This window comes from Pseudomonas sp. CVAP#3, assembly GCF_018986375.1.
Lineage (GTDB): Bacteria > Pseudomonadota > Gammaproteobacteria > Pseudomonadales > Pseudomonadaceae > Aquipseudomonas > Aquipseudomonas helvetica.
The window spans coordinates 1-24,608 of sequence record NZ_JAHMSC010000007.1 but is presented as its reverse complement, the minus strand read 5'-3'; the positions used below and the strand labels follow the sequence as shown (position 1 = coordinate 24,608).

Sequence of the window (24,608 nt, the reverse complement as noted above, 5' to 3'; positions counted from 1 at the left end):
TTGAAAAACCCTGAACATTTGCTGTAAAGGTTACAGTTAAACATTCTCGACACCGGTTTTTCATGTCCCTTTCACATTTTCGAGATTACCCTCTGCGCATCCGGAGCGATGCCTTTGGGCCACTCAAACTGCCGAGCGACAAAATAAAAGTCAATTAGTGCACTTTTTCCAGAAGATTGGTTAACTGATTGATATACTTTTCGTTTTTTCGTCTACGCTGTCACCGACTTCGCCTCGAAGCACCGCTTCGAGCTGATTCGCAAGTTGTGCTCCGACTTGCCGCCTTCAAGGGCTGTTGACATATCCAAACCCGAGGTCCACATGAATCAGGCTTTTCTCCCCTTCTCTCGCCCAAGCATTGGTGATGAAGAAATTGCCGCTGTTGAGCAGGTGTTGCGCTCTGGCTGGATCACCACCGGGCCGAAGAACCAGGAGCTGGAGGAGCAATTCGCACAGTACACAGGCTGCCAGCACGCCGTCGCACTGTCTTCTGCAACCGGCGGCATGCACATCACGCTACTGGCGCTGGGTATCGGCCCTGGCGATGAAGTGATCACGCCTTCGCAGACCTGGGTCTCGACCGCCAACATGATCTGCCTGTTGGGCGCTACCCCGGTATTTGTCGACGTCGACCGTGACACCCTGATGACCGATGTCCAGGCCATCGAAGCCGCCATTACCCCGCGCACCAAAGCCATCATCCCGGTGCACTACGCCGGCGCTGCGTTTGATCTCGACCCGCTCTATGCGCTGGCAGACAAACATGGCATCGCCGTCATCGAAGACGCCGCCCATGCCGCCGGTACCCGCTACCGTGGCCGCGCCATTGGCGCTCAGGGCACCGCGATCTTCTCGTTCCACGCGATCAAGAACATGACCTGCGCCGAAGGCGCAATGTTTGTCAGCGACAATCAAGCGCTGGCCGATCGAGTGCGCATGCTCAAGTTCCATGGCCTCGGCGTAGACGCCTACGATCGCCTGACCCACGGCCGTAAACCTCAGGCCATGGTCATCGAGCCAGGCTTCAAGTACAACCTGGCCGACATCAACGCAGCCATTGCACTGGTGCAGCTACAGCGCCTCGACGAGATCAACGCCAAACGCACCGCATTGGCGCAGACCTACCTGCAACGCCTCGAAGGCCTGCCGGTACAACCTCTGAGCGTACCGACCTACCCGCAACAACACGCCTGGCACCTGTTTATACTGCGCATTGACGCCGAGCGTTGCGGGATGGATCGCGAGGCGTTCATGAAGGCCCTGCAAGAACAGAATATCGGTACGGGTATTCACTTTGTGGCCACCCACCTGCACACTTACTACCGTCAGCGATTCCCGGGCATTCATCTGCCCAATACCGAATGGAACTCGGCACGACTGTGCTCGATCCCGCTGTTCCCCGACATGACTACCGACGATGTCGAACGCGTCGTTGGCGCCATTGAAAACATTCTGGACTGAAGCCTTTGAAGCCATATCCAATTAACTGCGTGTCGATCGTTATCCCGGTCTACAACGAAGAAGAAAGCTTGCCTGAATTGCTGCGCCGGACCGAAGCGGCCTGTCAGCTACTCAAACACGAGTACGAAATCGTCCTGGTCGATGACGGCAGCCGTGACAATTCGGCGCAAATTCTCGAAGAAGCCGCCGAGCGTGAAGGCAGCCAGGTCGTTGCGGTCATTCTCAATCGCAACTACGGCCAGCACGCGGCAATCATGGCCGGTTTCGAGCATTGCAAAGGCGATGTGGTCATTACCCTCGACGCCGACCTGCAGAACCCGCCGGAAGAAATCCCCCGTCTGGTGGAACAGGCCGAACTGGGCTACGACGTGGTTGCCACCGTGCGCAACAATCGCCAGGACTCGGCCCTGCGCCGCTGGCCGTCGAAACTGATCAACCTGGCCGTGCAACGTTCCACCGGTGTCGCCATGAGCGATTATGGCTGCATGCTGCGCGCCTACCGCCGCACCATCGTCGACGCCATGCTGGCCTGCCGTGAACGCAGCACCTTCATCCCGATCCTGGCCAACAGCTTCGCCCGCCACACCACCGAGATTCTGGTGCAGCACGCCGAGCGCGAGCATGGCGAGTCGAAGTACAGCCCGATGCGCCTGATCAGCCTGATGTTCGATCTGCTGACCTGCATGACCACTACCCCACTGCGACTGCTGAGCATCATCGGTTTCAGTCTGGCGGCGCTGGGCATGTTGTTTGCCTTCCTGCTGATCTTCCTGCGCCTGATCTTCGGCGCCAGCTGGGCGGGTGGTGGCACCTTCGTACTGTTCGCCGTGCTCTTTGTGTTCACTGGCGGCCAATTCATCGGCATGGGCCTTCTGGGTGAATACCTGGGCCGCATGTACAGCGATGTCCGCGCCCGTCCGCGGTTCTTTATCGAAAAAATCCTACGTAACAAACCCGCTAGTCCTGCTCCCGTTGCCACTGTCGACGGTCTGCCTTCCACCACTACTGATCAGGTTTCGCCATGAGTTCAAAAGCTGTTGTTTTCGCCTATCACGACATTGGCTGTGCAGGTATCGAAGCACTGCTCAACGCAGGTTTCGAGATTGCTGCCGTGTTTACCCACGCCGACGATCCGAAGGAAAACACCTTCTACGGCTCGGTCGCTCAACTGTGCGCCCGCAAAGGCATTCCTGTGCATGCACCGGAAGACGTCAACCACCCACTGTGGATCGAGCGCATTGCCAAACTGAACCCGGACTACCTGTTCTCGTTCTACTACCGCAACCTGTTGGGCGAGCAACTGCTGGCTACCGCCCGCAAAGGCGCGTTCAACCTGCACGGCTCGTTGCTGCCAACCTACCGCGGCCGCGCTCCAGCGAACTGGGTACTGGTCAACGGTGAAACCGAAACCGGCGTAACCCTGCACCGCATGGTCAAGCGTGCCGACGCTGGCGCAATCATTGCCCAGCAACGCGTCGCGATCGAGCGTGCCGACACCGCACTGACCCTGCACGGCAAGCTGCGCGAAGCCGCTTCGAACCTGCTGCGTGACACCCTGCCATTGCTGGCTCAGGGCAAAATCACCGAAACCGCCCAGGACGAATCCAAAGCCTCTGTTTACGGTCGTCGTACCGCGGCAGACGGCAAGCTGGTCTGGAAGAAGCCGGCTGAAGAGCTGTTCAACCTGGTTCGCGCCGTGACCCAACCTTACCCGGGTGCTTTCTGCGCCGTGGGCGAGCACAAACTGATTGTCTGGAGCGCTGAAGTCGTCAAGGGCAACGAAGGTCTGGCACCAGGCCGTGTGATCAGCGTTGATCCACTGCGTATCGCTTGCGGCGAAGACTCGCTGGTTGTCACTTCCGGCCAGCGTAACGAAAACGGTCTGTACCTGAGCGGCCCGCAACTGGCCAACGAACTGGGTCTGGTCGACGGTTCCGTACTGCGTGGCGCTGAATCGGGCCGTGCCCCGCGTCGTACCCGTGTACTGATCCTCGGCGTCAACGGTTTCATCGGTAACCACCTGTCCGAGCGCCTGCTGCGTGACGACAAGTACGACGTCTATGGTCTGGACATCGGTTCCGACGCTATCGAGCGTCTGCGCAGCCACCCGAACTTCCACTTCGTCGAAGGCGATATCAGCATCCACTCCGAGTGGATCGAATATCACATCAAGAAGTGCGACGTGGTTCTGCCGCTGGTGGCTATCGCCACTCCAATCGAATACACCCGCAACCCACTGCGCGTATTCGAACTGGACTTCGAAGAGAACCTGAAACTGGTTCGCTACTGCGTGAAGTACAACAAGCGCGTGATCTTCCCGTCGACTTCCGAAGTCTACGGCATGTGCCAGGACAAGAACTTCGACGAAGACACCTCGAACCTGATCGTTGGTCCGATCAACAAGCAACGCTGGATCTACTCGGTCTCCAAGCAACTGCTGGACCGCGTAATCTGGGCCTACGGCGCCAAAGGCCTGAACTTCACCCTGTTCCGTCCGTTCAACTGGATGGGTCCACGTCTGGACCGTCTGGACTCGGCCCGTATCGGCAGCTCCCGCGCCATCACCCAGCTGATCCTGAACCTGGTGGAAGGCACCCCGATCCGTCTGTTCGACGGTGGCGAGCAGAAGCGCTGCTTCACTGACATCGCCGACGGCATCGAAGCCCTGGCCCGTATCGTCGACAACGAAAACGATTCGTGCAACGGCCAGGTCATCAACATCGGTAACCCGGACAACGAAGCCAGCATCCGTCAACTGGGCGAAGAACTGCTGCGTCAGTTCGAAGCTCACCCACTGCGCGCCAACTTCCCTCCGTTCGCCGGTTTCCGCGACGTAGAGAGCAAGGCGTTCTACGGCGCTGGCTACCAGGACGTGGAACACCGCAAGCCAAGCATCGAAAACGCCAAGCGCCTGCTGAACTGGGAGCCGACTGTCGAGATGAGCGAAACCATCGGTAACACGCTGGACTTCTTCCTGCGCGAAGCCATGCTCGAAATCGCGGACAAGCGCTGATGCAGGCAGGTCTTCGGATCGATGTCGACACCTACCGAGGTACCCGTGAAGGGGTACCCCGGTTGCTGGAGATGCTCGATGAAGCACAAGTCAAGGCGACGTTTTTCTTCAGCGTTGGTCCGGACAACATGGGGCGCCATTTATGGCGCCTCATCCGTCCGCAGTTCCTCTGGAAAATGCTCCGCTCCAATGCCGCAGGTCTGTACGGCTGGGACATCTTGCTGGCCGGCACCGCCTGGCCAGGCAAGCCCATCGGCCGTGACCTGGGGCACCTGATGCGCCAGACCCTCGCAGCTGGCCATGAAGTGGGCTTGCACGCCTGGGATCACCACGGCTGGCAAGCCAACGCAGGGCGCTGGAGCGACGCCGAGCTGATCGAGCAGATTCGCCGGGGTGTAGACACCCTCAGCGATATTATCGGGCAGCGCGTGGACTGTTCGGCGGCCGCCGGTTGGCGTGCCGATGAGCGGGTCATCGAAGCCAAGCAGCATTTTGGCTTTCGTTATAACAGCGACTGTCGCGGACAAAGCCTGTTCCAGCCTCGGCTGGCAGACGGCAGCCTCGGCACGCCACAAATTCCGGTCGACTTGCCAACCTTCGATGAAGTGGTGGGTCCCGTCGTAGCAGCCAATGAGTTCAACTCATACATTCTTGACCGATTCAGCCCCTCGAAGCTGAACGTATATACGATACATGCGGAGGTAGAAGGGATTCTGATGGCAAACGATTTCCGTCAACTGCTGGTTGATGCGCGTCAGCGTGACATCCAGTTCCAGCCGCTGGGTAACCTTTTGCCCGCCCAACCGACAACCCTGCCTCAGGGGCGCGTGCTACGTGGCGCCCTTGAAGGCCGAGAAGGATGGTTGGGAGTGCAAGGCGCATGAGCAAACGCTGGGCTTTGCCGTTACTGCTTATCGCTTTCGGTCTGGTCTATCTGTTGCCGCTGGGCACGCATGGTCTGTGGATTCCGGATGAAACCCGCTACGCCCAGGTCAGTCAGGAAATGCTCCTGAGTGGCAACTGGGTGTCGCCGCATTTCATGGGCCTGCGTTATTTCGAGAAACCGATTGCCGGTTACTGGATGATCGCCATCGGCCAGGCCGTGTTCGGCGAGAACCTGTTCGGGGTGCGCGTTGCGTCGGCACTCGCGACCGGTTTGAGTATCGTGCTGACCTACCTGATCGCACGCAGGCTCTGGAACGATCCGCGTAAAAGCATCGCCAGCGCATTGCTCTACATGAGTTTCGCCGTGGTCGCCGGTCAAGGCGGCTATTCCAACCTCGACCCGCAATTCACATTCTGGGTCAACCTGAGCCTGGTGGCCTTGTGGTTCGCGCTGGACAGCAGCAGCCGCAATGCGCGGCTGATGAGTTGGGCAACCCTGGGGCTGGCCTGCGGCATGGGCTTCCTGACCAAGGGGTTCCTGGCCTGGTTGCTGCCGGTATTGATCGCCCTGCCCTACATGATCTGGCAAAAGCGCTGGCGTGAACTGTTGGCGTACGGCCCGATGGCGATCGCGGTCGCGATTGTCGTCAGCCTGCCGTGGGTCCTGGCCGTGCATGCGCAGGAACCTGATTACTGGCGCTTCTTCTTCTGGCACGAGCACATTCGCCGCTTTGCCGGTGACGATGCGCAGCACGCAGCGCCGTGGTGGTTCTACCTGCCAATGCTGGTGGCGTTCAGCCTGCCGTGGGCAGCGCTCCTGCCTTCGGCGCTCAAGCAAGCCTGGCAAACCCGACGTCAGGCAAGCACCGGCTTCCTGCTGTTGTGGCTGGTCCTGCCGCTGGCGTTTTTCAGCCTGAGCAAAGGCAAGTTGCCAACCTACATCCTGCCGTGCCTGTTGCCCCTGGCACTGTTGATGGGCAATGCACTGATTGACCGACTGAACCTGGGGCAAAGCCGGCTGTTCAAGGTCAACGGCCTGCTGAACCTGGTCATCGGCCTGACCACCTTGCTGGCGATGGTTTACCTGCAACTGAAAAAACCCGTGTATGTCGATGAAATGCACAGCCTGGTGCTGGTGTTCATCGTGCTCATGGGCTGGATCCTGTCCAACCTGTTGCTGGTGGTTCGACCGTTGAGCGCATGGGCTGCGCCGGCAATCGGCAGCTGGCTGCTGATCGCCATCCTGCCGGCCGCATTGCCGCACTCGGTGGTCTACAACAAGATGCCCGACCAGTTTGTCCTCCAGCACATTGACGAACTCAGCCAGACCAAAAGCCTGCTGAGCAATGACCTGGGCGCTGCCTCCGCGGTGGCCTGGCGTCTGCAACGCCCTGACGTGGCGTTGTACAACACCATCGGCGAAGTGAAATATGGCCTGGACTACCCGGATGCCGCGGCACGTCGGGTCGATACCGACCACGTGCAACAGTGGATGAGCGAAGCCCGCAAGACCGGCCCGGTTGGTGTCGTCATGCGCGTCAAGGGTGACGATGAAGTCCACGAACTCGACCTGCTGCCCAAGGATGGCAAGCGTTACGAGCAAGGCAACATGGTCATTCTGATCATTCCACAGAGCGCGCCATGACCCTGATTTTGCTGTTGTCCGCCTGTCTGCTGACCTGCATGGGCCAGATCGCCCAGAAATACGCCGTGGAAAGCTGGCGCGGCAAGGACTCCGGCTGGAGCGAAAAACTGCTCTCGCCGTGGTTGTGGCTGGCACTGGCGTGCCTGGGCTTTGGCCTGCTGGTATGGCTGCTGGTGTTGCAGCGCCTGGAAGTCGGCATCGCCTACCCGATGCTCAGCCTCAACTTTGTGCTGATCACCCTGGCCGCCCACTTCGTCTTCCACGAAACCATTGATCGCCGTCACTGGATCGGCGTTGCGCTGATCATCGCCGGCGTCGTTCTGCTCGGGAGGCACGCATGAGCCTTCGTCGTGGAATCAGCTTTGCCATGGGCAGCGTCGCACTGGTCAGTGCCGCCCAGTTGGGCATGCGCTGGAGCATGAGCCATTTGCCACTGCCCGATCAGTGGCTGCAGGCCCTGAGCAACGGTAATATCGACCTGCTCGCGATCGGCGTGGTACTGGCGTCGATCTGCGCTTACGCCCTGTCCATGCTGTGCTGGCTCGCCGCTCTGCGCGATCTGCCGCTGGGCCGGGCCTACTCGCTGTTGAGTATCAGCTATGCACTGGTGTATCTATTGGCCGCCAGCCTGCCGCTGTTCAACGAAAATTTCAGTCTTTCCAAAACACTCGGGGTGGCCTTGGTCATCCTCGGTGTCATCACTATCAACTCTCGAACTGCTCGCGCCACAGAAGTCAGGAATGCCTCATGAAAATCAGTGTAATTGGTAGCGGTTATGTCGGTCTGGTGCAGGCGACTGTCCTGGCTGAAGTCGGTCATGATGTCGTCTGCATGGACGTCGATCAGAACAAGATCAAAATGCTGCAGAAAGGCCACGTCACTATCTTTGAACCAGGGCTGGAGAGCATGGTCAAGGAGAACCTGGAGAGCGGGCGCCTGCACTTCACCAGCGACGAGAAAATGGCCATCGAGCACGGTCAGGTCCTGTTCATCGCTGTCGGAACACCGTCTGACGAGGATGGCTCGGCCGACCTGAAATATGTCTTGTCCGTGGGTGATGCAGTTGCACGCCATCGCGTCGAACCGCTGATTCTCGTGGAAAAGTCCACTGTTCCAGTCGGCACCGGCGACACCCTGCGCGCGCACATTGAAGGCGTGCTGAAAAAAGCCGGGCGTACCCTGGAGTTCGATATCGTCTCCAACCCGGAATTCCTCAAGGAAGGCTCGGCCGTCAGTGACTGCCGCCGCCCTGACCGCATCGTCATCGGTTGCGAGCGTGAAGAAGTCCGTGAAGTAATGCGCGACCTCTACGCCCCCTTCAACCGCAATCATGACCGCATCATGTTCATGGACCTGCGCAGCGCCGAGCTGACCAAGTACGCAGCCAACTGCATGCTCGCGACCAAAATCAGCTTTATCAACCAGATCGCCGAACTGGCCGAACACCTGGGTGCGGATATCGAAGCTGTACGCATGGGCATCGGTGCAGACCAGCGCATCGGCTACCACTTCATCTACCCTGGCTGCGGCTATGGCGGTTCGTGTTTCCCGAAAGATATGCGCGCGTTGATCCACAGCGCCCAGGAAGCCAATTGCTCCAGCGACCTGCTGGAAGCGGTCGAAGCTATCAACCAGCGGCAGAAACACAAGCTGTTCGAACGCATCAACGCGTTCTACAAAGGCGAGCTGAAAGGCAAGACCTTCGCCCTCTGGGGCCTGGCGTTCAAACCCAACACCGACGACATGCGCGATGCGCCAAGCCGCGTGCTGATGGAATCGTTGTGGGCTGCCGGCGCACACGTACGTGCATTCGACCCTGAAGCCATGCAGGAAACCCAACGCCTGTACCCGGATCAACCGAACCTGTCGCTGATGGGCACGCCGGAATCCGCACTGGTTGGCGCAGACGCGTTGATCGTGTGCACCGAATGGCAACAGTTCAAGGCGCCGGACTTCAAATTGATCGAAGAGCGTCTCAAGGCCCCGGTGATCTTCGACGGTCGCAACCTGTACGACGCCGAGCGTCTGGCACGCAAAGGCTTCAAGTACTTCCCGATGGGTCGTGGCGAGTCGCGCAATCTGCCAATCCCTCAGCAGCAGTGGCCAGCCTCTTCCGTCTAAGCCCAGGAGGCCGCGTGCACGCATATCCATCGACAGGGATCCGTCAACAATCGTTAGGTCTGGGGCTACTGGCGCTGCTGCTGTTCTGCGCCGGGGTCTACCAGCAATCGGCGATCGGATTCGACACGCGGTTTGTACTGTTTGCCCAGGAAATGCTGCGCCATGGGCCGGGATTCTTCCCGACCACCTATGGCCAGCCTTACGCTGATTACTGGGCCACCTCGACGTTTTTTACCTGGCTGCTTTCGCTGCCCTTTGGCCAGGTAAACGCGTTGACGGCCTGGTTACCCAGCGCCATTGCCTCAGCGACGATTGTCACGCTGATGTACCGGTTGGTAGCGCCCTACTCCAGAACCTGGGCGCTGATCAGCATTGCCTTGATGATGCTGAGCAATACCTTCATCACCGAAACCCGCGCCGTGTCCCTCGACCAGATGGTCGCGGCCGTGACCTTCGCCGTGTTCTATCTGGGCTATGCCGCCGACCACTTTCAGGCGCCGCGACGACTGCCGCTGATACTCGCGTTGCTGGTGCTCGGTTTTGCCATTCGCGGGCCTATCGGCCTGGTGGTGCCTACCGGCGTCTTGTGCAGTTATTACCTGCTCAATGGCCAGTGGCGGCGGATGATCACGATCGGCTTGCTGGCAGCTTTGCTGCTGGCAGCCGGTATTGGTTTGTTGCTGTGGCTGGCCAACGCCAGTGGCGGTCCGACCTTCGTCCAAGATGTGATCCGCATGCAGTTCATGGGGCGCATGGATGGCCGTGAAGGCGCGAGCGGTCCGCTGTTTTACTTCAGCAGTTCGCTGGGCAACTATGCGCTGGCGTATCCCTTGGCGGTAGTGGTGCTGGCCGCGGTGTTGCTGTTCGGCCGCAAGGACCGAGGACCGGCGTTGCGCCTGCTGACCTTGTGCACCGCTGCCGGGCTGATCGTGATGATCGGCCTGTCGATTCCGATGGCGAAAAAAGCCCGCTACATGCTGCCGATGCTGCCGATGGCAGCGATCATTGCGGCGTACCCGTTCCAGGGCGCGCAGGGCCGGGTACTCCAGTGGCTGCGCGGCCTGATGCAGGGCCTGTGGCTGCTGATTCCTGGTCTGCTGATCGTCGGGCTGCTGGTCGCCAAGCGACGCTTCCCGGAGCATCTCACCTCGGTGACGGCGGTGATGACGATTCTCGGTGTGTTGCAGGTGATCGCATTGGGGCTGTTGTTCAAGCCACGCGTGCGTGCAGTGGGCCTGGCCTTCACCGCAGTGCTGGCGCTGTGGTCGACCTACATTCTGGTGTTCGAGCCCGCAGAGCGCAGGCTCTTCGACACCCGTACGTTCAGTCGTGCAGCCTTTGAGCTGATCCAGAAGGACCCGGCGCCTGTGGTCTTGCACGCCATGGGCAAAGACGCCAAGGCGATCAAGTTCATGGTCAACGTCGAGCATGATCTGTTCCCGGTCTTCACTCATTCAGTGCAAGAACTGGAAAACCTGAAAGGCCCTGTCTGGCTGGTGATGGAAAAAAGTGACTACGAGGCCCTGAAAGGCTCTCGGTTGGCAACATTGCAACCGGTACTGAACGGGAACTTCGACAAGGACGATTACGTCCTGCTGCATCTGGTACCCGTGCAGCCCTGAACGGGTTGCACATCGTCAGGGCGCTTGCTTAAGCTTGCGCCCATGACCCCTTCCCTTCGCCGTGCCCAATTCGACGATGCCAGCGCACTGCCCGCCGTAGAGCGCTCAGCTGCCATTCTCTTCCGTAATGACCCTGAACTTGCCTGGCTTGCCGACGCCCCCGTGACCAGCGTCAAGCAGCACCTGCGCGCCATAGAGTCCGCGCAGGTCTGGGTTGCCGAGATGGCCAATGGATCAATCGTGGGTTTTCTCAGCGCCCATGCCGTCGATACCGAACTGCATATCCAGGAGGTTTCTGTCAGCAGCGAGTTTCAGGGCCAGGGCCTGGGGCGCAGGTTGTTGCAGACCGCCCTTGAGTACGCACGCCATAGCGGGTTGACCGCGCTGACGCTGACGACCTTTCGCACACTGCCATGGAACGAGCCGTTTTATCAGCGGTTCGGTTTTGAAACCCTGGCATTTTCCGATCTCGATCAACGCTTGCAGACAGTGCTGGAAGCAGAAATCGCCCATGGATTGCCGGGCGCCCGACGGTGTGCGATGCGCTGTTGCATCAAACCGTAAAAGGTATGTATCGGCGGGAAACAGCTGCAGGAACTGTTGTCCTGTTGACTGTACTTTCACTGCATCAAGCGGTCGTCCCTCGAATGATCTCACCTCGATAGCAACCAACACTTAAACCTGCTGTTTTACTTATCCGGCGAACATCTGAAAGATGTGTTCGACACTCCCGACAGGCGCTATAAACGCCAAACTCTGCGACTACCGTGCCGCACGCTCAGCGACTACCGAGCAGGCAGACTTCTACAGCCAATCTCAAACGCTCGCCTTCAGATCCACCCCCAATGCCTGGGCGAACGCCTTGACCAAAGGACTGCGCACCGTGTTGTGCCGCAGGATCAGGTTGAACGGTGTATTGAAACTAATCAGGTCCGGCCGCAGGGCTCTGAACGTGCCTTGTGCAACCAGTGGCGCCGCATAATGCTGTGGCAGAAAACCCAGGAAACGCCCGGTTTTGATCAGCATGGCGACCGCTTCGACCTGTGACGCCGAGGCGGAAAAACTGTCGTATCGGGCAAAGGTCAGCTTGTCGCGGTGGATGGCGTAACGATGGTTGATGAACTCGTGCTGCTTGAGCACATCTTCGCCCATCTCCTCATCCGCAACGCTGAACAACGGGTGCCCCACTGCGCAGTAGGCCTCTGATCTTTCTTCATACAACGTGAAGTAATCGAACTCTTCTCTTTTCTGATAAACCGGCACTATTCCGGCGACCAACCGCCCTTCTACAACACCTCTTTCCACTTCATCCAATTGCGAGGCCTGAAGTTGAAAGCGCACCTTCGGCGACTCTTCATTTATTCGTTTCAATGCAGCAACTAACGGAGAGTTTTCATCGGTAATCGTATTGTCGATCACTCCTACTCCCAAGTCGCCAATCAATTCATTCTGAACGCAACTAAGCTTGTCTCGAAAGTTGTCGACCGAGGCAAATAAGTCAATCGACGCCTGATAGACCAGGCGCCCTTCTTCGGTCAGATTAAATCCCTCTCGACCCCGAGTACACAGGCGCATGCCAATGCGAATCTCAAGGTCGGAGATCTGTTTGCTGATGGCTGCCAGCCCGACATTCAGCTCGTTTTGAGCCGCACTAAACCCCCCGGCCTCGACCACTGCCTTGAACACTTTAAGCAGTTTGAAGTCCAGCCCGCTCAGGGCCAAAGGCGCTCGATGGGCCGTTTTCAACGGCGGGTTTCCAGAATTGGAAAGTGGGGTTTCCATAATGCTTATTTACCTCTGGCGCCCGATTCAACAGTCTGTGTCCAACAACAAAAACAACGCTGGCTAATAATAATGAACACAGAAAACCAGGCTTGGCAACTCCCAATAATTCCCCCCGATCAGCGCCAACTCGCTGATTCGAAACTATTAAAAGCTGACACTTCGATCAGCTCTCGCCACTTGCAACTGCCCTCTTGAAAACTGCATGAGCCGAACCACGCCCGGACGATCCCGGCGAGTGTTCAAGGCTCTGCGTAACGACATCTGTTCGTGTTACCGACGAGGAAAACAACAATGACTCAAGCAACCGATCGTTTGTGGGGAGCGCGTTTCAAAAGCGGCCCGTCCGAAGCCCTGGCAGCCCTGTCCCGCTGCCCTGAGCGGTACTTCCGCCTCACCCCTTACGACCTCGCCGGTTCCAAGGCCCATGCCGGGGAACTGCACCGCGCCGGTTTGCTCGATGCGCAGGAAACCCAAACCATGCTCGATGCGCTGGAGCGTATCGGTGAAGACTTCCGTGCTGGCTTTGTCAGCCCGACTCAGGATGACGAAGACGTCCACACCTTCATCGAGCGCCTGCTGACCGAACGCCTCGGTGCGCTGGGTGGCAAGCTGCGCGCCGGACGCTCGCGCAACGATCAGACTGCCAACGATCTGCGGTTGTTTCTACGTGATCACGCTCGCACCCTGACCACCGAAGTGCTGGCCCTGCAACAGGCGCTGGTCGAGCAGGCCGAGCTGCACATCGACAGCATTTGCCCGGGCTTCACTCACCTGCAACAGGCACAACCGATCGTGTTTGCCCATCACTTGCTGGCCCACGCCCAGTCGATGCTGCGCGATGTGCAACGTCTGGTGGATTGGGACGTGCGCACTTCCCTGTCGCCATTGGGCGCAGCGGCCATGGCCGGTTCCGCTATCGCCCGTCAGCCGCAGCAATCGGCGAAGGAAATGGGCTATAGCGGTGTCTGCGAAAACTCCATCGACGCCGTGGCCAGCCGTGACCACGTCGCCGAGTTCCTGTTCGTGGCGAGCATGCTCGGCGTCAACATTTCCCGCTTGGCTGAAGAGTTTTGCCTGTGGTCTTCTCGGCAATTTCGTTGGGTCGCGCTGGACGATGCCTACGCCACTGGCAGTTCGATCATGCCGCAGAAGAAAAACCCGGACATCGCTGAACTGGCGCGTGGCAAGGCTGGCCGTTTGATCGGCAACCTCACCGGTCTGCTGTCGACCCTCAAATCCTTGCCACTGTCCTACAACCGTGACCTAAGCGAAGACAAAAACGGTGTGCTCGACAGCGTCGACACCCTGCTGCTGGTGCTGCCAGCCATGGCCGGGATGGTCGCGACCATGAAGGTCAATGTCGAAGAGCTGCGTCGCCAGGCACCGCTGGGCTTCACTCTCGCCACCGAGGTCGCCGACTGGCTGGCGGTGCGCGGTGTGCCGTTCAAGGAGGCCCACGAAATCACCGGCGCGCTGGTTCAGGCCTGTGAGAAACACGATATCGAACTGTGGGAAGCCTCACCGGCGCTGCTGGCCGAGATCGATGTGCGCCTGACCCCCGAAGTGCGCGACAGCCTGACCCTGGAAGCCGCCATCGCTGCTCGCAGTGGTTGGGGTGGTACCGCACCGCAACAGGTCCGGGAACAGATCGGCCGCTTGAAAACCGCCCTCGCCGCACAGCAGCAATGGGCCGAAAACTATCAAGGCTTCCGCCTCTGAATAAAGCACAACCCCCTGTAGGAGCAAAGCTTGCTCCTACAGGGATTGTGTTGATCTGAAACACCCGTGTTCGGAGAACCGAAATGAACCAGACTCAGGCAGAGCTCCTCGCGGAGCGCAAAAAAGCCGAAAACCAGTTCGACATCACCCAGTATGAGCATGTACCTCGGCGCTACTACGGGCGGATCTTCTTCGCCACGCTTATCGTCGTCGCCATCGTCGGTCTGGTCAGGGCTTTCGCCGAGGGCAAGATCGAGTGGTCGTACATCGGCCAGTTTCTGACCTCCCAAGCGATTTTGTTCGGCTTGCTCAACACCATCGTCATGGCCGTGCTGGCGATGGCGCTGGGGATTGTCTTCGGGGTGATTACCGCCGTGATGCGCATGTCGGCGAACCCGATCCTGCGCTATGTCGCGGTGACGTACACCTGGCTGTTTCGCGGTACGCCGCTGATTCTGCAACTGCTGTTGTGGTTCAACCTGGCGCTGATCTTCCCCACCATCGGCATTCCGGGGCTGTTCGAACTCGATACCGTCAGCCTGATGACGCCCTTCGTCGCAGCGCTGCTGGGCCTGAGCATCAACCAGGGCGCCTACACCGCTGAAGTGGTGCGCGCCGGTCTGCTCTCGGTGGACACCGGCCAGTACGAAGCAGCCAAATCAATCGGCATGCCGCGCCTGCAAGCGCTGCGCAGGATCATCCTGCCGCAGGCCATGCGCATCATCATTCCTCCGGTCGGCAACGAGTTTATCGGCATGGTCAAGATGACCTCCCTGGCCAGCGTGATTCAGTACTCGGAACTGCTCTACAACGCCCAGAACATCTACTACGCCAACGCCCGCGTGATGGAGCTGCTGATCGTCGCCGGCATCTGGTACCTGGCCGCCGTCACCGTCTTGTCCTTTGGTCAAAGCCGTCTGGAGCGTCGTTTCGCTCGTGGCGCCGGCAAGCGCTCGTGAGTCGCGCAGGAGAATTGAACATGAGAAGCATCGTCAAGGCTGTTGGCCTGAACAAGTACTACGACCAATACCACGCGCTCAAAGACATCAACATCGAAGTCGAACAGGGCGAGGTGCTGTGCATCATCGGGCCGTCCGGCTCCGGCAAAAGCACCCTGCTGCGCTGCGTCAATCAGCTGGAAAAAATCGACAAGGGCGGACTCTGGGTCGACGGCGAATTGGTGGGTTACCGCATTGCCGGCAACAAACTGCACGAGCTCAACGAGTCACAGATCGCCCGGCAGCGCCTAGCCACTGGAATGGTGTTCCAGCGCTTCAACCTGTTTCCGCACATGACTGTGCTGCAAAACATCGTCGAAGGCCCGTGCCAGGTGCTCAAGCGCTCGCCCAAGGAAGCGCACGAAGAAGCCCTGGAACTGCTGGCCCGCGTCGGCCTGGCCGACAAGCGCAACAGCTACCCGATCGAACTCTCCGGTGGTCAGCAACAACGGGTAGCCATTGCCCGGGCGCTGGCCATGCGGCCCAAGCTGATGCTGTTCGATGAACCCACTTCGGCACTCGACCCGGAACTGGTCGGTGAGGTGCTGTCGGTGATGCGCGATCTGGCGCAGACCGGCATGACCATGATCGTCGTCACCCATGAACTGGGCTTCGCCCGCGAGGTTTCCAATCGCATGGTGTTCATGGATGGCGGGCAGATCGTGGAGGCAGGAAGCCCCGAAGAAATACTAATAAGTCCACAAAACCCGCGCACCCAAAGCTTCATTTCTGCCGTTCGCACCTAACGACAACTCAAAAAGAGAACGACCATGAAAAAACTCCTTATCCCTGCAGTAGTGGCTGGCCTGATGGCCTCTTCGATGACCTGGGCAGCTGATTTGCCCGCGAGCATCAAGGCCAAGGGCGAAATCGTCGTGGCGATCATGCCCAACTATCCGCCGATGGATTTCAAGGACCCGGCCACCAACACCCTCACCGGCCTGGACTACGACCTGGGCAACGCCTTGGCCGAGCGTCTGGGCGTGAAGATCAAATGGCAGGAAACCGGCTTCGAGCAAATGATCAACGCCCTGACCACCGACCGCGTGGACGTGGTGCTGTCGGGCATGACCGACACCGCCGAACGCCAGCAGAGCGTGACCTTCGTTGACTACTTCACCAGCGGGCCGCAGTTCTACACCCTGCAAAAGAACAAGGACACGAATGAAATCACCGACCTGTGCGGCAAGAAAGTCGGGACCAGCCGACGTACCACTTTCCCGGCGGAAATTGCTGAATGGAGCAAGGCCAATTGCGAAGCGAAGGGTAAACCGGCGATCAACGTGATCGGCACCGAAGGCTCCGCCGACGCCCGTGCGCAACTGCGTCAGAGCCGCATCGATGCGGCCATGCAGGGCAGCGAAACCCTGTCGTATCTGAAGACCCAGGAAAAAGACACCTACAAGACCGTGGGGATGCCGATCTCGGTGCAGTTCAGCGGGCTGGGTGTCAGCAAGAAAAAGCCTGAGTTGAGTGAGGCAGTGAAGGTGGCGTTGCAGAGCATGATTGATGACGGTAGCTATCAGGCGATTTTGAAGAAGTGGGATCTGGAGTTGGGGGCGATCAAGACGGTGACCATTAACGCCGGTAAGTAACCTTCAAGAACCACCCCTCACCCCAAAGGGGAGAGGGAGCTGATCGGGTTGTTTGTTAGAAATGCTACGACCTGAGAGTCCGAGTTGAACTCAAGTTTTGAAAAACTTGAAGATCGGCTCCCTTTCCCCCTCTCCCCTCTGGGGAGAGGGTTGGGGTGAGGGGTGCTTCTAACTGACACCCAACATCCAAACGATCAATACCAGCACAAAAAACGGAGCACCACCCATGTCCTCCTCACCCCAACCGACCTGGCCCGACGGTCACAACGCTTGCCTGGCTCTGGCCTTCGATCTCGATGGCCCGACCGGCGATGCGATGCTCAACGGCTCGATCTGGCACAAGCCCGAGTATTTCGGTTTTGGCGGTTACGGACCGTATCGGGCCTTGCCACGGATTCTCGATCTGCTCGACGAATTCCGCATCCCGACCACCTTCTTCGTCCCGGCCTGGGTCGTGGAGAACTGGCCGAAACAGTGCCAGTCGATCATCGAGCGCGGGCATGAAGTGGCTTATCACGGCTACAAACACGAGTCCTTTTATGCGCTGACGCTAGAGCAGCAAAAGGACGTCATGAATAAATGCCGCGAGGTGTTCTGGCAGCATTTGAACATCCGCGCAGAAGGCTTTCGCACCCCGTCCGGCGACTGGCGGGCCGAGACGCCGGCCATGCTGGTGGAAGCTGGCGTGACCTATTCCAGCAGCATGCGCGGCGATGACCGGCCGTATCTGGTGAACGTGCCGGGCTTTGATACCCCGCTGGTGGAAATCCCCGGCCGCTGGGAAATGGACGATTACGCCTCCATCGCCTACACCCGCGCGCCGGATTTTCCCTCGGGGCTGGACCGTACCGCCAGCTATGAGCTGACCCTCGACAATTGGTGCCGCGAATTCGACGGTGCGATGAATGAAGGGCTGTGCCTGACCACCCTCTACCACCCGAAGATCACCGGCAAACCGGGGCGCATTCTGCTGCTGGAGAAACTCTTCGAGCACATGCGCCAGCGTGATGACGTGTGGTTCGCCACCTGCCGCGATGTCGCCCACTGGTGGCTCAAGGAGCATCAACATGACTGATTCGACGGTCTGGCCCAAAGGCTACCGATGCGCCGTGGTGTTGACCGTCGACTACAACGACGTGCACGGCATCCTGACCCAGGCTCCGGAAGTCGCCGGTCGCGACAAGACCCTGTCGGTGTGGCGCTACGGCACCCAACGCGGGGTCGAACGCTTGCTCGCACTGTTCAAGGAGCTGGGGGTTGCCAGCAGCTGGTGCGTACCGGGCATCGTTGCCGAAGAAAACCCCGAACATATCCGCTCGATCCAGGCCGCCGGTCATGAAATTGCCTGCGCCGGTTATCGCCATCAGAACTACGACACCCTGAATCTGGCCGAGCAGACCGCCGCCCTTGAGCACGGCTGCCGGGCACTGGCCGGCATTACCGGCCAGCGTCCAACGGGCTTCCGGATTCCCGCCGGCAACTGGGCACCGGGGTTTACCGAAGTGTTGCGCGAGCAAGGCATTCGCTGGTCATCCTGTTGGCGTGGCGATGACCTGCCGTTCGCCCATCCGACGACGCCCGAAGTGATCGAACTGCCGTTGCACTATGAGCTGGAGGACGAACCGTACTTCGCGTTCAACCTGAGCCCGGCGGTGCCACCCGCGCAATCGCGGATTGCCTCTTACAGCCACACCTTGGGCAACCTGCAAATGGACTTCGCCGGGTTTCATCGCTTTGGCCTGTGCTATGTGCTGCGCCTGCACCCGGAGATCATCGCGACCCCAGGACGCATCGGTGTCCTGCGCGAGTTGCTGCTGGGTATCCAGCAACACGACGACGTGTGGATCGCCACGGCTGGCGACGTCGCCCAGTGGTGGGCCGAGCGTGCTGTGCCGATGGACGAGGAGCATCCAGCCGCCGTGTATGAGCGGCATTATCGAGCGTACTTGCCATGAGCGAACCATTGCAGCGTCTGGCGCAATTGTGCGTCGATACCCGTTTCGAAGACTTGCCGCCGGCATTGGTGGCACAAGCCAAGCGACACATTCTTGATACCGTCGGCGCGACCCTGGCCGGGGCCGCCAGTGAGATTGCCGTCACCGTCCGGCAAACCTTTGCCAATGAAACTGGCCAAACACTGGTCTGGGGCACTGCGCAGTATGTCGGTGCGGCGCAGGCAGCGATGCTCAATGGGATTGCCGCCCATGCGCTGGAACTGGACGATACCGGCGGCTGCGATCATTCCGGCGCGGTAGTCCTGCCTGCGGTGATGGCGGCGGTCAGCCTGAGTCCCGCACCAGTGAGCGGTCGCGAACTGATCACCGCCGTGGTGATCGGTTATGAGATCGGCCGTCGGGTGCTTGAGGCCTGCGGAGGTTACTCGGCGCACAACGGCGCCGGTTGGCACTCGACCGCCACCTGCGGCGTATTCGGCGCGGCGGCGGCCAGTGCGCGAATACTCGGTCTTGATCAGGCACAAACTCTCGCGGCACTGGGCATTGCCGGCAGTTTCAGCGGCGGCCTCTGGGCGTTTATCCACGACGGCTCGCAAAGCAAAAAGCTCCACAGCGGCCGCGCTGCCGAAGGTGGATTGCTGGCAGCGCGGTTTGCCGAGCAAGGGATCAGCGGGCCAACGAAGCTGTTCGACGACGTTTGGGGCGGTTTTCTCAAGACCCTCGCGGCTGAACACGCGCAGCCCGAGGCGCTGGACGCAGACCTTGGCGTGGTGTGGAAACTCGCCCGCTGCTCGATCAAGCCTTACGCGTCATGCCGTGGCACACACTCGGCCATCGATGCCTTGGGTTTGTTGCTTGAGCAGTTGCAGATCGAGACCGATCAGCTGGAAGACGTTCAGGTGTCGCTGTGTGGCTTTCTCAACGAGATGTGCGGCGGGCGCGATGTTGGCAGTCTGGCCGCCGCGCAAATGAGTCTGCCGTATGCGCTCGCCGCTCGGCTGGTCTATGGTCATTGCCGGCTTGAGGCCTATGACGACGAACAACGCAGTACGTCAGAAATCGCGCATTGGATGTCACGCATTCACCTTGTAGTGGATCCACAACTGTCAGAGGATGGCGAGCCGGTCGTGAGCATTCGCAACCGCGATGGTCGCACGGCAAGCCTGTGTGTCGAGGTGCCGTTGGGGGCACCGGGGAATCCGTTGAGTGATGCAGCGCTGGAGGAGAAATTCCTCAGCCTGGCGACGCGGGTGCTGCCGGTGGAACAGGCGACCGGGTTACTGGAGCGCTTGTGGCAACTGGAAAAACTGGAATCGGTTTGGGAACTGGATCGGTGGCTGGCATGAGCCCTGGTTTGTCAGGACCGGCCTCTTCGCGAGCAAGCCCGCTCCCACATTGGAATGCGTCCCCTGTGGGAGCGGGCTTGCTCGCGAATGGCGTCGCCGCATAGCTAAATCTGAATAAGGACATCCGCACCACCGTGGCCACTTACTCGCTCGTTATTCGCCGCCTGATGATCTGCTCGCTGACCATCGTCGTCAGCCGCGCCATCACCAGCCCGTTGCTGACACTGTTCCTCAGCAACAAGCTGGGCCTGAACCAACAGGACGTCGGCCTGCTGTTGGGCATCGCGGTGTTCATCGCCACCTTGCTCGCGCTGTATGGCGGTTACATCATCGACCGCCTGGAAAAACGCCGGTTGCTGATTCTGGCGATGCTCTCCAGCGCCGTCGGTTTTGTCCTGCTGACCTTCGCCCACAACCTTTACCTGACCACGCTGACGCTGGTGATTACCGAAACCGCTTCGGCGCTGTTTCTGATCGGCTCCAAAGCGATCCTCAGTGAAAACCTGCCGATAGGCCAACGGGCCAAGGCGTTTTCGCTGCGCTACACCCTGACCAATATCGGTTACGCCACCGGTCCAATGCTTGGGGTGGTGATTGCCGGGGTGCAGCCATTGGCACCGTTCCTGATTGCCGGTGGCATCGCTTTTTTCAGTACCTTCCTGATGAGAGGGATTCCCGGATCGGCCAAGGAAGCGGTTGTTGGCCAACCACAAAGTTTTCTGAAAACCCTGGTGACCCTGAAGAACGACCGCACACTGATCATGTTCACCTGCGGCTGCCTGCTCAGCACCGTGGTGCATGGGCGTTTCACCCTGTACCTGTCGCAATACCTGCTGGTGACGCAAAACGAGCACATTGCCCTGCAAACCATGGCCGCGATCCTCGCCTGCAACGCGATCAGCGTGATTCTCTTGCAGTACCAGATCGGCCGCTTCCTCAAGCGTGAACAGCTGCGTTACTGGATTATTATCGGCAGCAGCCTGTTCATCTTCGGGTTGATCGGTTTCAGCTTCGCGCAGAACCTGGTGCAGTGGTGCCTGGCGATGTTTGTCTTCACCCTCGGCGAAATGATCATCTACCCGGCAGAGTTCCTGTTCGTCGACACCCTGGCCCCGGAAGAACTGCGCGGCAGCTACTACGGCGCGCAGAACCTGGCGGCATTGGGCGGTGCGGCGAGCCCGGTGATTTGCGGTTTTTTGCTGACCCACACGGCGCCGGCGACGATGTTTTATGCCCTCAGCGCACTGACCGCCATGGGCGGATTACTGTGTTTCCTTAGTGGTCGACGCGTCGCCATACTTCAAAAATAATGCATTGAAGGCTCATTAATATGAATTTGTCAGTGATGAGATAGATCGGCACACTGTGCCGGTTCCTCCCCCAAATGTTGGAACGCTTAAAGGGCTTTCTGGTGATCCAGACAAGCCCTTCTTTTTGCCTGCCCTTTGCCACTGGATCGTTTTCGCTATGCTCGCTCGCTGGATACCCGCTGCCATCAACACCCGCCCCTCTGAATGGAGCCGTGCCGCCATCGGCATGTCGCTGGGCACACTGCTGAGTGTCTGGGTCTGCGGCCAGGTGTTCGGGATGGACGTGGCCTTGCACCTGATCGGCCCGTTGGGCGCGTCGGCGGTGTTGCTGTTCGCGGTGTCGTCCGGCGCACTGGCGCAGCCGTGGTCGATTCTCGGCGGCTACCTCTGCGCGGCGGTGGTGTCGCTGCTGGTGGCCCATGTGCTTGGGCGCACGCTGGGCAGTGCCTGTCTGGCGGCTGGCATGGCGCTGATTCTGATGTGCTGGCTGCGTTGCCTGCACCCGCCGGCGGGTGCGTTGGCGTTGCTGCTGGTGCTGGCAGACCCGGCGACCATCGCCATGGACTGGCGCGAACTCGGCCCGGTAATGCTCGCCGCGACGTGCATGCTACTCAGCGCCCTGGTCTATAACAACCTGACGCGGATCCGTTACCCCAAGGGCCACAGTGAACCGGTCACCACGGTGCCCGCCGATCATCCGCCCGCAGACGCGCTGGCGATTACCGCCGAAGACCTCAAGCTGGCCCTGGCCGAAATGCAGGAGTTCTTCGACGTCACGCCCGAGGACCTTGAGCAGTTAATCCACGCCAGCGAGCTGCATGCCAAACGCCGCAGTATCAGTGAAGTGTTTGGCATTCGGCCTTAGCCACTAAACCACTACGCCGCCGACTGCTGCCGCACCGGTACGGCCAGGCTGACGGCCCGCACCGAAGCACCGGCAGTCAACCCCAGTGCCTTGGCGGTGTGAGCATCGACAATCAAGGTCCCGGCGGCGACCCGCGCCGGTGCAGCAGTAATCCGGCAATCGGCGAACTGGCGGTTGTGAATCAGATAAACCGCCGCCTGCTCTCCCGGCGTGCCGATGCTCAGCTGCAATACCTGGCTGTCACGCACTGCGCGAATGTCGCCGGTGGCGCACTCGATCAACGGGCCGCCGTCAAAGATGTCGATGTAATCCTTGTGCTCGAACCCTTCAGCCTTGAGCATCCCCAGCGCCGGTTCGGTGTTGGGATGAACCCGGCCGATCGTCGCCCGCGCAGCCTCGGGCAGCAAACAGGTCGGTAGCGGGAACTTGGGCATCAGCTCGGCAATGAAGGTCTTGTTGCCCAGCCCGGTGAGGTAGTCGGCGTCGGCGAAATCCATTTTGAAGAAGTGCCGGCCCAGCCCTTCCCAGAACGGCGAAACGCCCTCTTCGTCCGAGTAACCACGCATCTCGGCGATCACCTTGTCGCCAAAGTACTGGCGAAATTCGGCGAGAAACAGAAATCGCGCCTTGGACAGCAAACGACCATTCAGACCGCTGCGATGACCAGCGTGCAGGAACAACGAACACAACTCCGATTGCCCGGTCATGTCATTGCCCAGAAACAGTGTGGGCAATTGCTGATTGATCCCGAGATTTTTCGAGGCGGCGACAAACAACCCCATCCGGTAGTTGTACCAAGGCTCGCGCAGCCCGACCGCACCCGCGAGTGCGCAGATACCGACGGCTTCACCGTTGTCGGCCTCCAGCACAAACAGGTAATCGGCATCGCCACGTTCGGCTTCACCGGCGAAGGTTTTTTCAGCCCATTCCAGGCGCTGCCGCAAACGCCCGGCATCGGCCGGCAAGGTGGTCAACCCGGTGCCGGCGCTGTGGGCCAGTGCCAGCAACGCCGGCAGGTCATTCATTGTTGCAGGACGGACGATCATCAATGCTGCTCCTGTGGGCTCACGCGTTTAGGCAGATAGACTTCCGCGAGCATGCAGCGCGCACTGCCGCCGCCAATCCGCTCGATGGTGTCAATGTTTACCGGTAGAGGTTTGGCGTACGCTTCGACCATCCGGCGCTGGTCGGCATGCAGCGACCGCCAGGCCGTACGCGACATCACCAGCAACGGCTCGCCAGCGGCGTTGTGCACTTCAAGCATGTTGCCGGCGAACGACTCCAGCTGATCGAAGCTCAGGGTCAAGACTTGCTTGCCGCTGCGCTCGAGACGAGAGCGCAGTGCATTGCGTTCGTCCAGGTCGCTGACCGATTCCAGGCAGACCACTGCCAGTTGCGTGCCGACGCTCATCATCACGTTGGTGTGATAGATCGGCACACCGTGACGGTCCACCGCGTTGAAGGCGCAGAGTTCATAGCCGAGGTGTTCAACCACCTGATCCAGGGCCTTGGCGTGAGTGCGGGTCGAATACCCGGCGTAACAGATGCGCTGCTCCCGATCGAGGACCATGCTGCCGGTGCCTTCAAGGAACACTTCCTGCTGCTCAAGGTCGGAGAGGTCAAGCAATTGCTCAATGCGGTAACCATCGCGCAGCCAGTCGAGTACGCCTTTGTCGCGCTCAAGACGGCGGTTGTGGCCCTGCATCGGGTACAGCACGAGCGTGCCGTCGGGATGGCTGCTCCACCAATTGTTCGGAAAGATCGAGTCCGGGGTGTGGGGTGCTTCGCTGTCGTTGTGCACCATGACTTCAACGCCGTGCTCACGCAGGGCTGCGACATAGCCGTCAAACTCTTGCAGGGCCTTGAGTTGTACGTCTTCGGCCGCAGCCGCCGGGCGCTGGAAACGGTTGTTGGCGGCCGTGTCCTGGTTGAAGGAGAAACGTGTCGGGCGAATCATCAAAACGGTATTGGTGGTTTGCATGGGCACAGAATCAATGAGGGTTGAGAGGTGCTCATTGTCTGATTCGGCGCCGGAAAAACCCGGCTGATAAGGAGGGAGTTGGTGCTGAAAATGGCTGAAAACGGGATGGCTTGCAGCCGATTTGGTGAGCGTGATAAATCGTCTGAAATCGCTGATAGATAGTTCCCACGCTCTGCGTGGGAACGCCTCATTGGACGCTCTGCGTCCGCCGTTGAAGTGACGCGGAGCGTCACGGGCTGCATTCCCACGCAGAGTGAACTGACCCCCAAATGTTGGACACAACCTTTGGGGGTGTCATGGGGAAGTA

Annotated in this window: 22 protein-coding genes; 19 read left to right on the top strand and 3 right to left on the bottom strand. The window is 59.6% G+C overall.

The window, feature by feature from the left end; translation table 11 throughout:
• Nucleotides 1–321 precede the first annotated feature (321 nt).
• The 10 genes from arnB to KRR23_RS13810 are packed head-to-tail and all read left to right on the top strand — an operon-like array spanning nucleotide 322 to nucleotide 11,311.
• Nucleotides 322–1,461 (top strand): UDP-4-amino-4-deoxy-L-arabinose aminotransferase, encoded by a 1,140-nt coding sequence (arnB, locus tag KRR23_RS13855; protein ID WP_019690500.1) that lies wholly within the window; start codon nucleotides 322–324, stop codon nucleotides 1,459–1,461.
• A gap of 5 nt (nucleotides 1,462–1,466) precedes the next feature.
• Nucleotides 1,467–2,486, top strand: coding sequence for an undecaprenyl-phosphate 4-deoxy-4-formamido-L-arabinose transferase (arnC, locus tag KRR23_RS13850; protein WP_054597464.1), 1,020 nt, complete (start codon nucleotides 1,467–1,469; stop codon nucleotides 2,484–2,486).
• The gene (gene arnA, locus KRR23_RS13845; protein ID WP_054597465.1) at nucleotides 2,483–4,474 is read left to right on the top strand and encodes a bifunctional UDP-4-amino-4-deoxy-L-arabinose formyltransferase/UDP-glucuronic acid oxidase ArnA; all 1,992 of its coding nucleotides are present in this window, start codon (nucleotides 2,483–2,485) and stop codon (nucleotides 4,472–4,474) included. Before arnC ends, arnA begins: the two co-directional genes overlap by 4 nt.
• Nucleotides 4,474–5,358 carry a 4-deoxy-4-formamido-L-arabinose-phosphoundecaprenol deformylase gene (gene arnD / locus KRR23_RS13840; protein ID WP_123581653.1) on the top strand — a complete coding sequence of 295 codons (885 nt, stop codon included), beginning with the start codon at nucleotides 4,474–4,476 and terminating at the stop codon, nucleotides 5,356–5,358. The genes arnA and arnD overlap by 1 nt, the downstream gene beginning before the upstream one ends.
• On the top strand, nucleotides 5,355–7,004 hold the full coding sequence (gene arnT, locus KRR23_RS13835; RefSeq protein ID WP_216742948.1) for a lipid IV(A) 4-amino-4-deoxy-L-arabinosyltransferase: 1,650 nt from the start codon (nucleotides 5,355–5,357) through the stop codon (nucleotides 7,002–7,004). The genes arnD and arnT overlap by 4 nt, the downstream gene beginning before the upstream one ends.
• Entirely contained in the window at nucleotides 7,001–7,345 is a 345-nt protein-coding gene (gene arnE / locus KRR23_RS13830; protein ID WP_019690505.1) for a 4-amino-4-deoxy-L-arabinose-phosphoundecaprenol flippase subunit ArnE, read from the top strand. The genes arnT and arnE overlap by 4 nt, the downstream gene beginning before the upstream one ends.
• Entirely contained in the window at nucleotides 7,342–7,755 is a 414-nt protein-coding gene (gene arnF, locus KRR23_RS13825) for a 4-amino-4-deoxy-L-arabinose-phosphoundecaprenol flippase subunit ArnF (protein ID WP_123581655.1), read from the top strand. Before arnE ends, arnF begins: the two co-directional genes overlap by 4 nt.
• On the top strand, nucleotides 7,752–9,125 hold the full coding sequence (locus KRR23_RS13820; RefSeq protein ID WP_054597468.1) for a UDP-glucose/GDP-mannose dehydrogenase family protein: 1,374 nt from the start codon (nucleotides 7,752–7,754) through the stop codon (nucleotides 9,123–9,125). The genes arnF and KRR23_RS13820 overlap by 4 nt, the downstream gene beginning before the upstream one ends.
• A gap of 14 nt (nucleotides 9,126–9,139) precedes the next feature.
• Nucleotides 9,140–10,747 (top strand): phospholipid carrier-dependent glycosyltransferase, encoded by a 1,608-nt coding sequence (locus KRR23_RS13815; protein WP_216742947.1) that lies wholly within the window; start codon nucleotides 9,140–9,142, stop codon nucleotides 10,745–10,747.
• 42 nt (nucleotides 10,748–10,789) lie between these two features.
• A complete protein-coding gene (locus KRR23_RS13810; RefSeq protein ID WP_216742946.1) occupies nucleotides 10,790–11,311 on the top strand; it encodes a GNAT family N-acetyltransferase in 522 nt (173 codons plus the stop codon).
• Nucleotides 11,312–11,563: 252 nt separating this feature from the next.
• Here KRR23_RS13810 and KRR23_RS13805 read toward each other — a convergent pair whose 3' ends face one another.
• Nucleotides 11,564–12,529, bottom strand: a complete 966-nt coding sequence (locus KRR23_RS13805) for a LysR family transcriptional regulator (protein WP_216742945.1) — start codon at nucleotides 12,527–12,529, stop codon at nucleotides 11,564–11,566.
• Nucleotides 12,530–12,823: 294 nt separating this feature from the next.
• Between KRR23_RS13805 and argH the strand changes: the two genes are divergently transcribed.
• From argH to KRR23_RS13760, 9 genes are all read left to right on the top strand, one after another.
• Nucleotides 12,824–14,251 carry an argininosuccinate lyase gene (gene argH, locus KRR23_RS13800; RefSeq protein ID WP_216742944.1) on the top strand — a complete coding sequence of 476 codons (1,428 nt, stop codon included), beginning with the start codon at nucleotides 12,824–12,826 and terminating at the stop codon, nucleotides 14,249–14,251.
• A gap of 83 nt (nucleotides 14,252–14,334) precedes the next feature.
• Nucleotides 14,335–15,210, top strand: coding sequence for an amino acid ABC transporter permease (locus tag KRR23_RS13795; RefSeq protein ID WP_054597473.1), 876 nt, complete (start codon nucleotides 14,335–14,337; stop codon nucleotides 15,208–15,210).
• Between the two features lie 20 nt (nucleotides 15,211–15,230).
• Nucleotides 15,231–15,995, top strand: a complete 765-nt coding sequence (locus tag KRR23_RS13790) for an amino acid ABC transporter ATP-binding protein (RefSeq protein WP_216742943.1) — start codon at nucleotides 15,231–15,233, stop codon at nucleotides 15,993–15,995.
• Nucleotides 15,996–16,019: 24 nt separating this feature from the next.
• Nucleotides 16,020–16,844, top strand: coding sequence for an ABC transporter substrate-binding protein (locus KRR23_RS13785; protein ID WP_216742942.1), 825 nt, complete (start codon nucleotides 16,020–16,022; stop codon nucleotides 16,842–16,844).
• 226 nt (nucleotides 16,845–17,070) lie between these two features.
• A complete protein-coding gene (locus KRR23_RS13780) occupies nucleotides 17,071–17,919 on the top strand; it encodes a polysaccharide deacetylase (protein WP_216742941.1) in 849 nt (282 codons plus the stop codon).
• Nucleotides 17,912–18,799, top strand: coding sequence for a polysaccharide deacetylase (locus KRR23_RS13775; protein WP_216742940.1), 888 nt, complete (start codon nucleotides 17,912–17,914; stop codon nucleotides 18,797–18,799). Before KRR23_RS13780 ends, KRR23_RS13775 begins: the two co-directional genes overlap by 8 nt.
• Nucleotides 18,796–20,145: an MmgE/PrpD family protein gene (locus tag KRR23_RS13770; protein ID WP_216742939.1), complete on the top strand. Its 1,350-nt coding sequence runs from the start codon at nucleotides 18,796–18,798 to the stop codon at nucleotides 20,143–20,145. The genes KRR23_RS13775 and KRR23_RS13770 overlap by 4 nt, the downstream gene beginning before the upstream one ends.
• A 134-nt stretch (nucleotides 20,146–20,279) precedes the next feature.
• Nucleotides 20,280–21,455, top strand: coding sequence for an MFS transporter (locus KRR23_RS13765; RefSeq protein ID WP_216742938.1), 1,176 nt, complete (start codon nucleotides 20,280–20,282; stop codon nucleotides 21,453–21,455).
• Between the two features lie 157 nt (nucleotides 21,456–21,612).
• Entirely contained in the window at nucleotides 21,613–22,320 is a 708-nt protein-coding gene (locus KRR23_RS13760) for an HPP family protein (RefSeq protein WP_216742937.1), read from the top strand.
• A gap of 11 nt (nucleotides 22,321–22,331) precedes the next feature.
• Here KRR23_RS13760 and astA read toward each other — a convergent pair whose 3' ends face one another.
• Together astA and ctlX are read right to left on the bottom strand one after the other, a co-directional pair.
• Complete coding sequence (astA, locus tag KRR23_RS13755; protein WP_216742936.1) at nucleotides 22,332–23,366, bottom strand: arginine N-succinyltransferase; 1,035 nt, start codon at nucleotides 23,364–23,366, stop codon at nucleotides 22,332–22,334.
• A complete protein-coding gene (gene ctlX / locus KRR23_RS13750) occupies nucleotides 23,366–24,301 on the bottom strand; it encodes a citrulline utilization hydrolase CtlX (protein ID WP_216742935.1) in 936 nt (311 codons plus the stop codon). Before ctlX ends, astA begins: the two co-directional genes overlap by 1 nt.
• Nucleotides 24,302–24,608 lie beyond the last annotated feature (307 nt).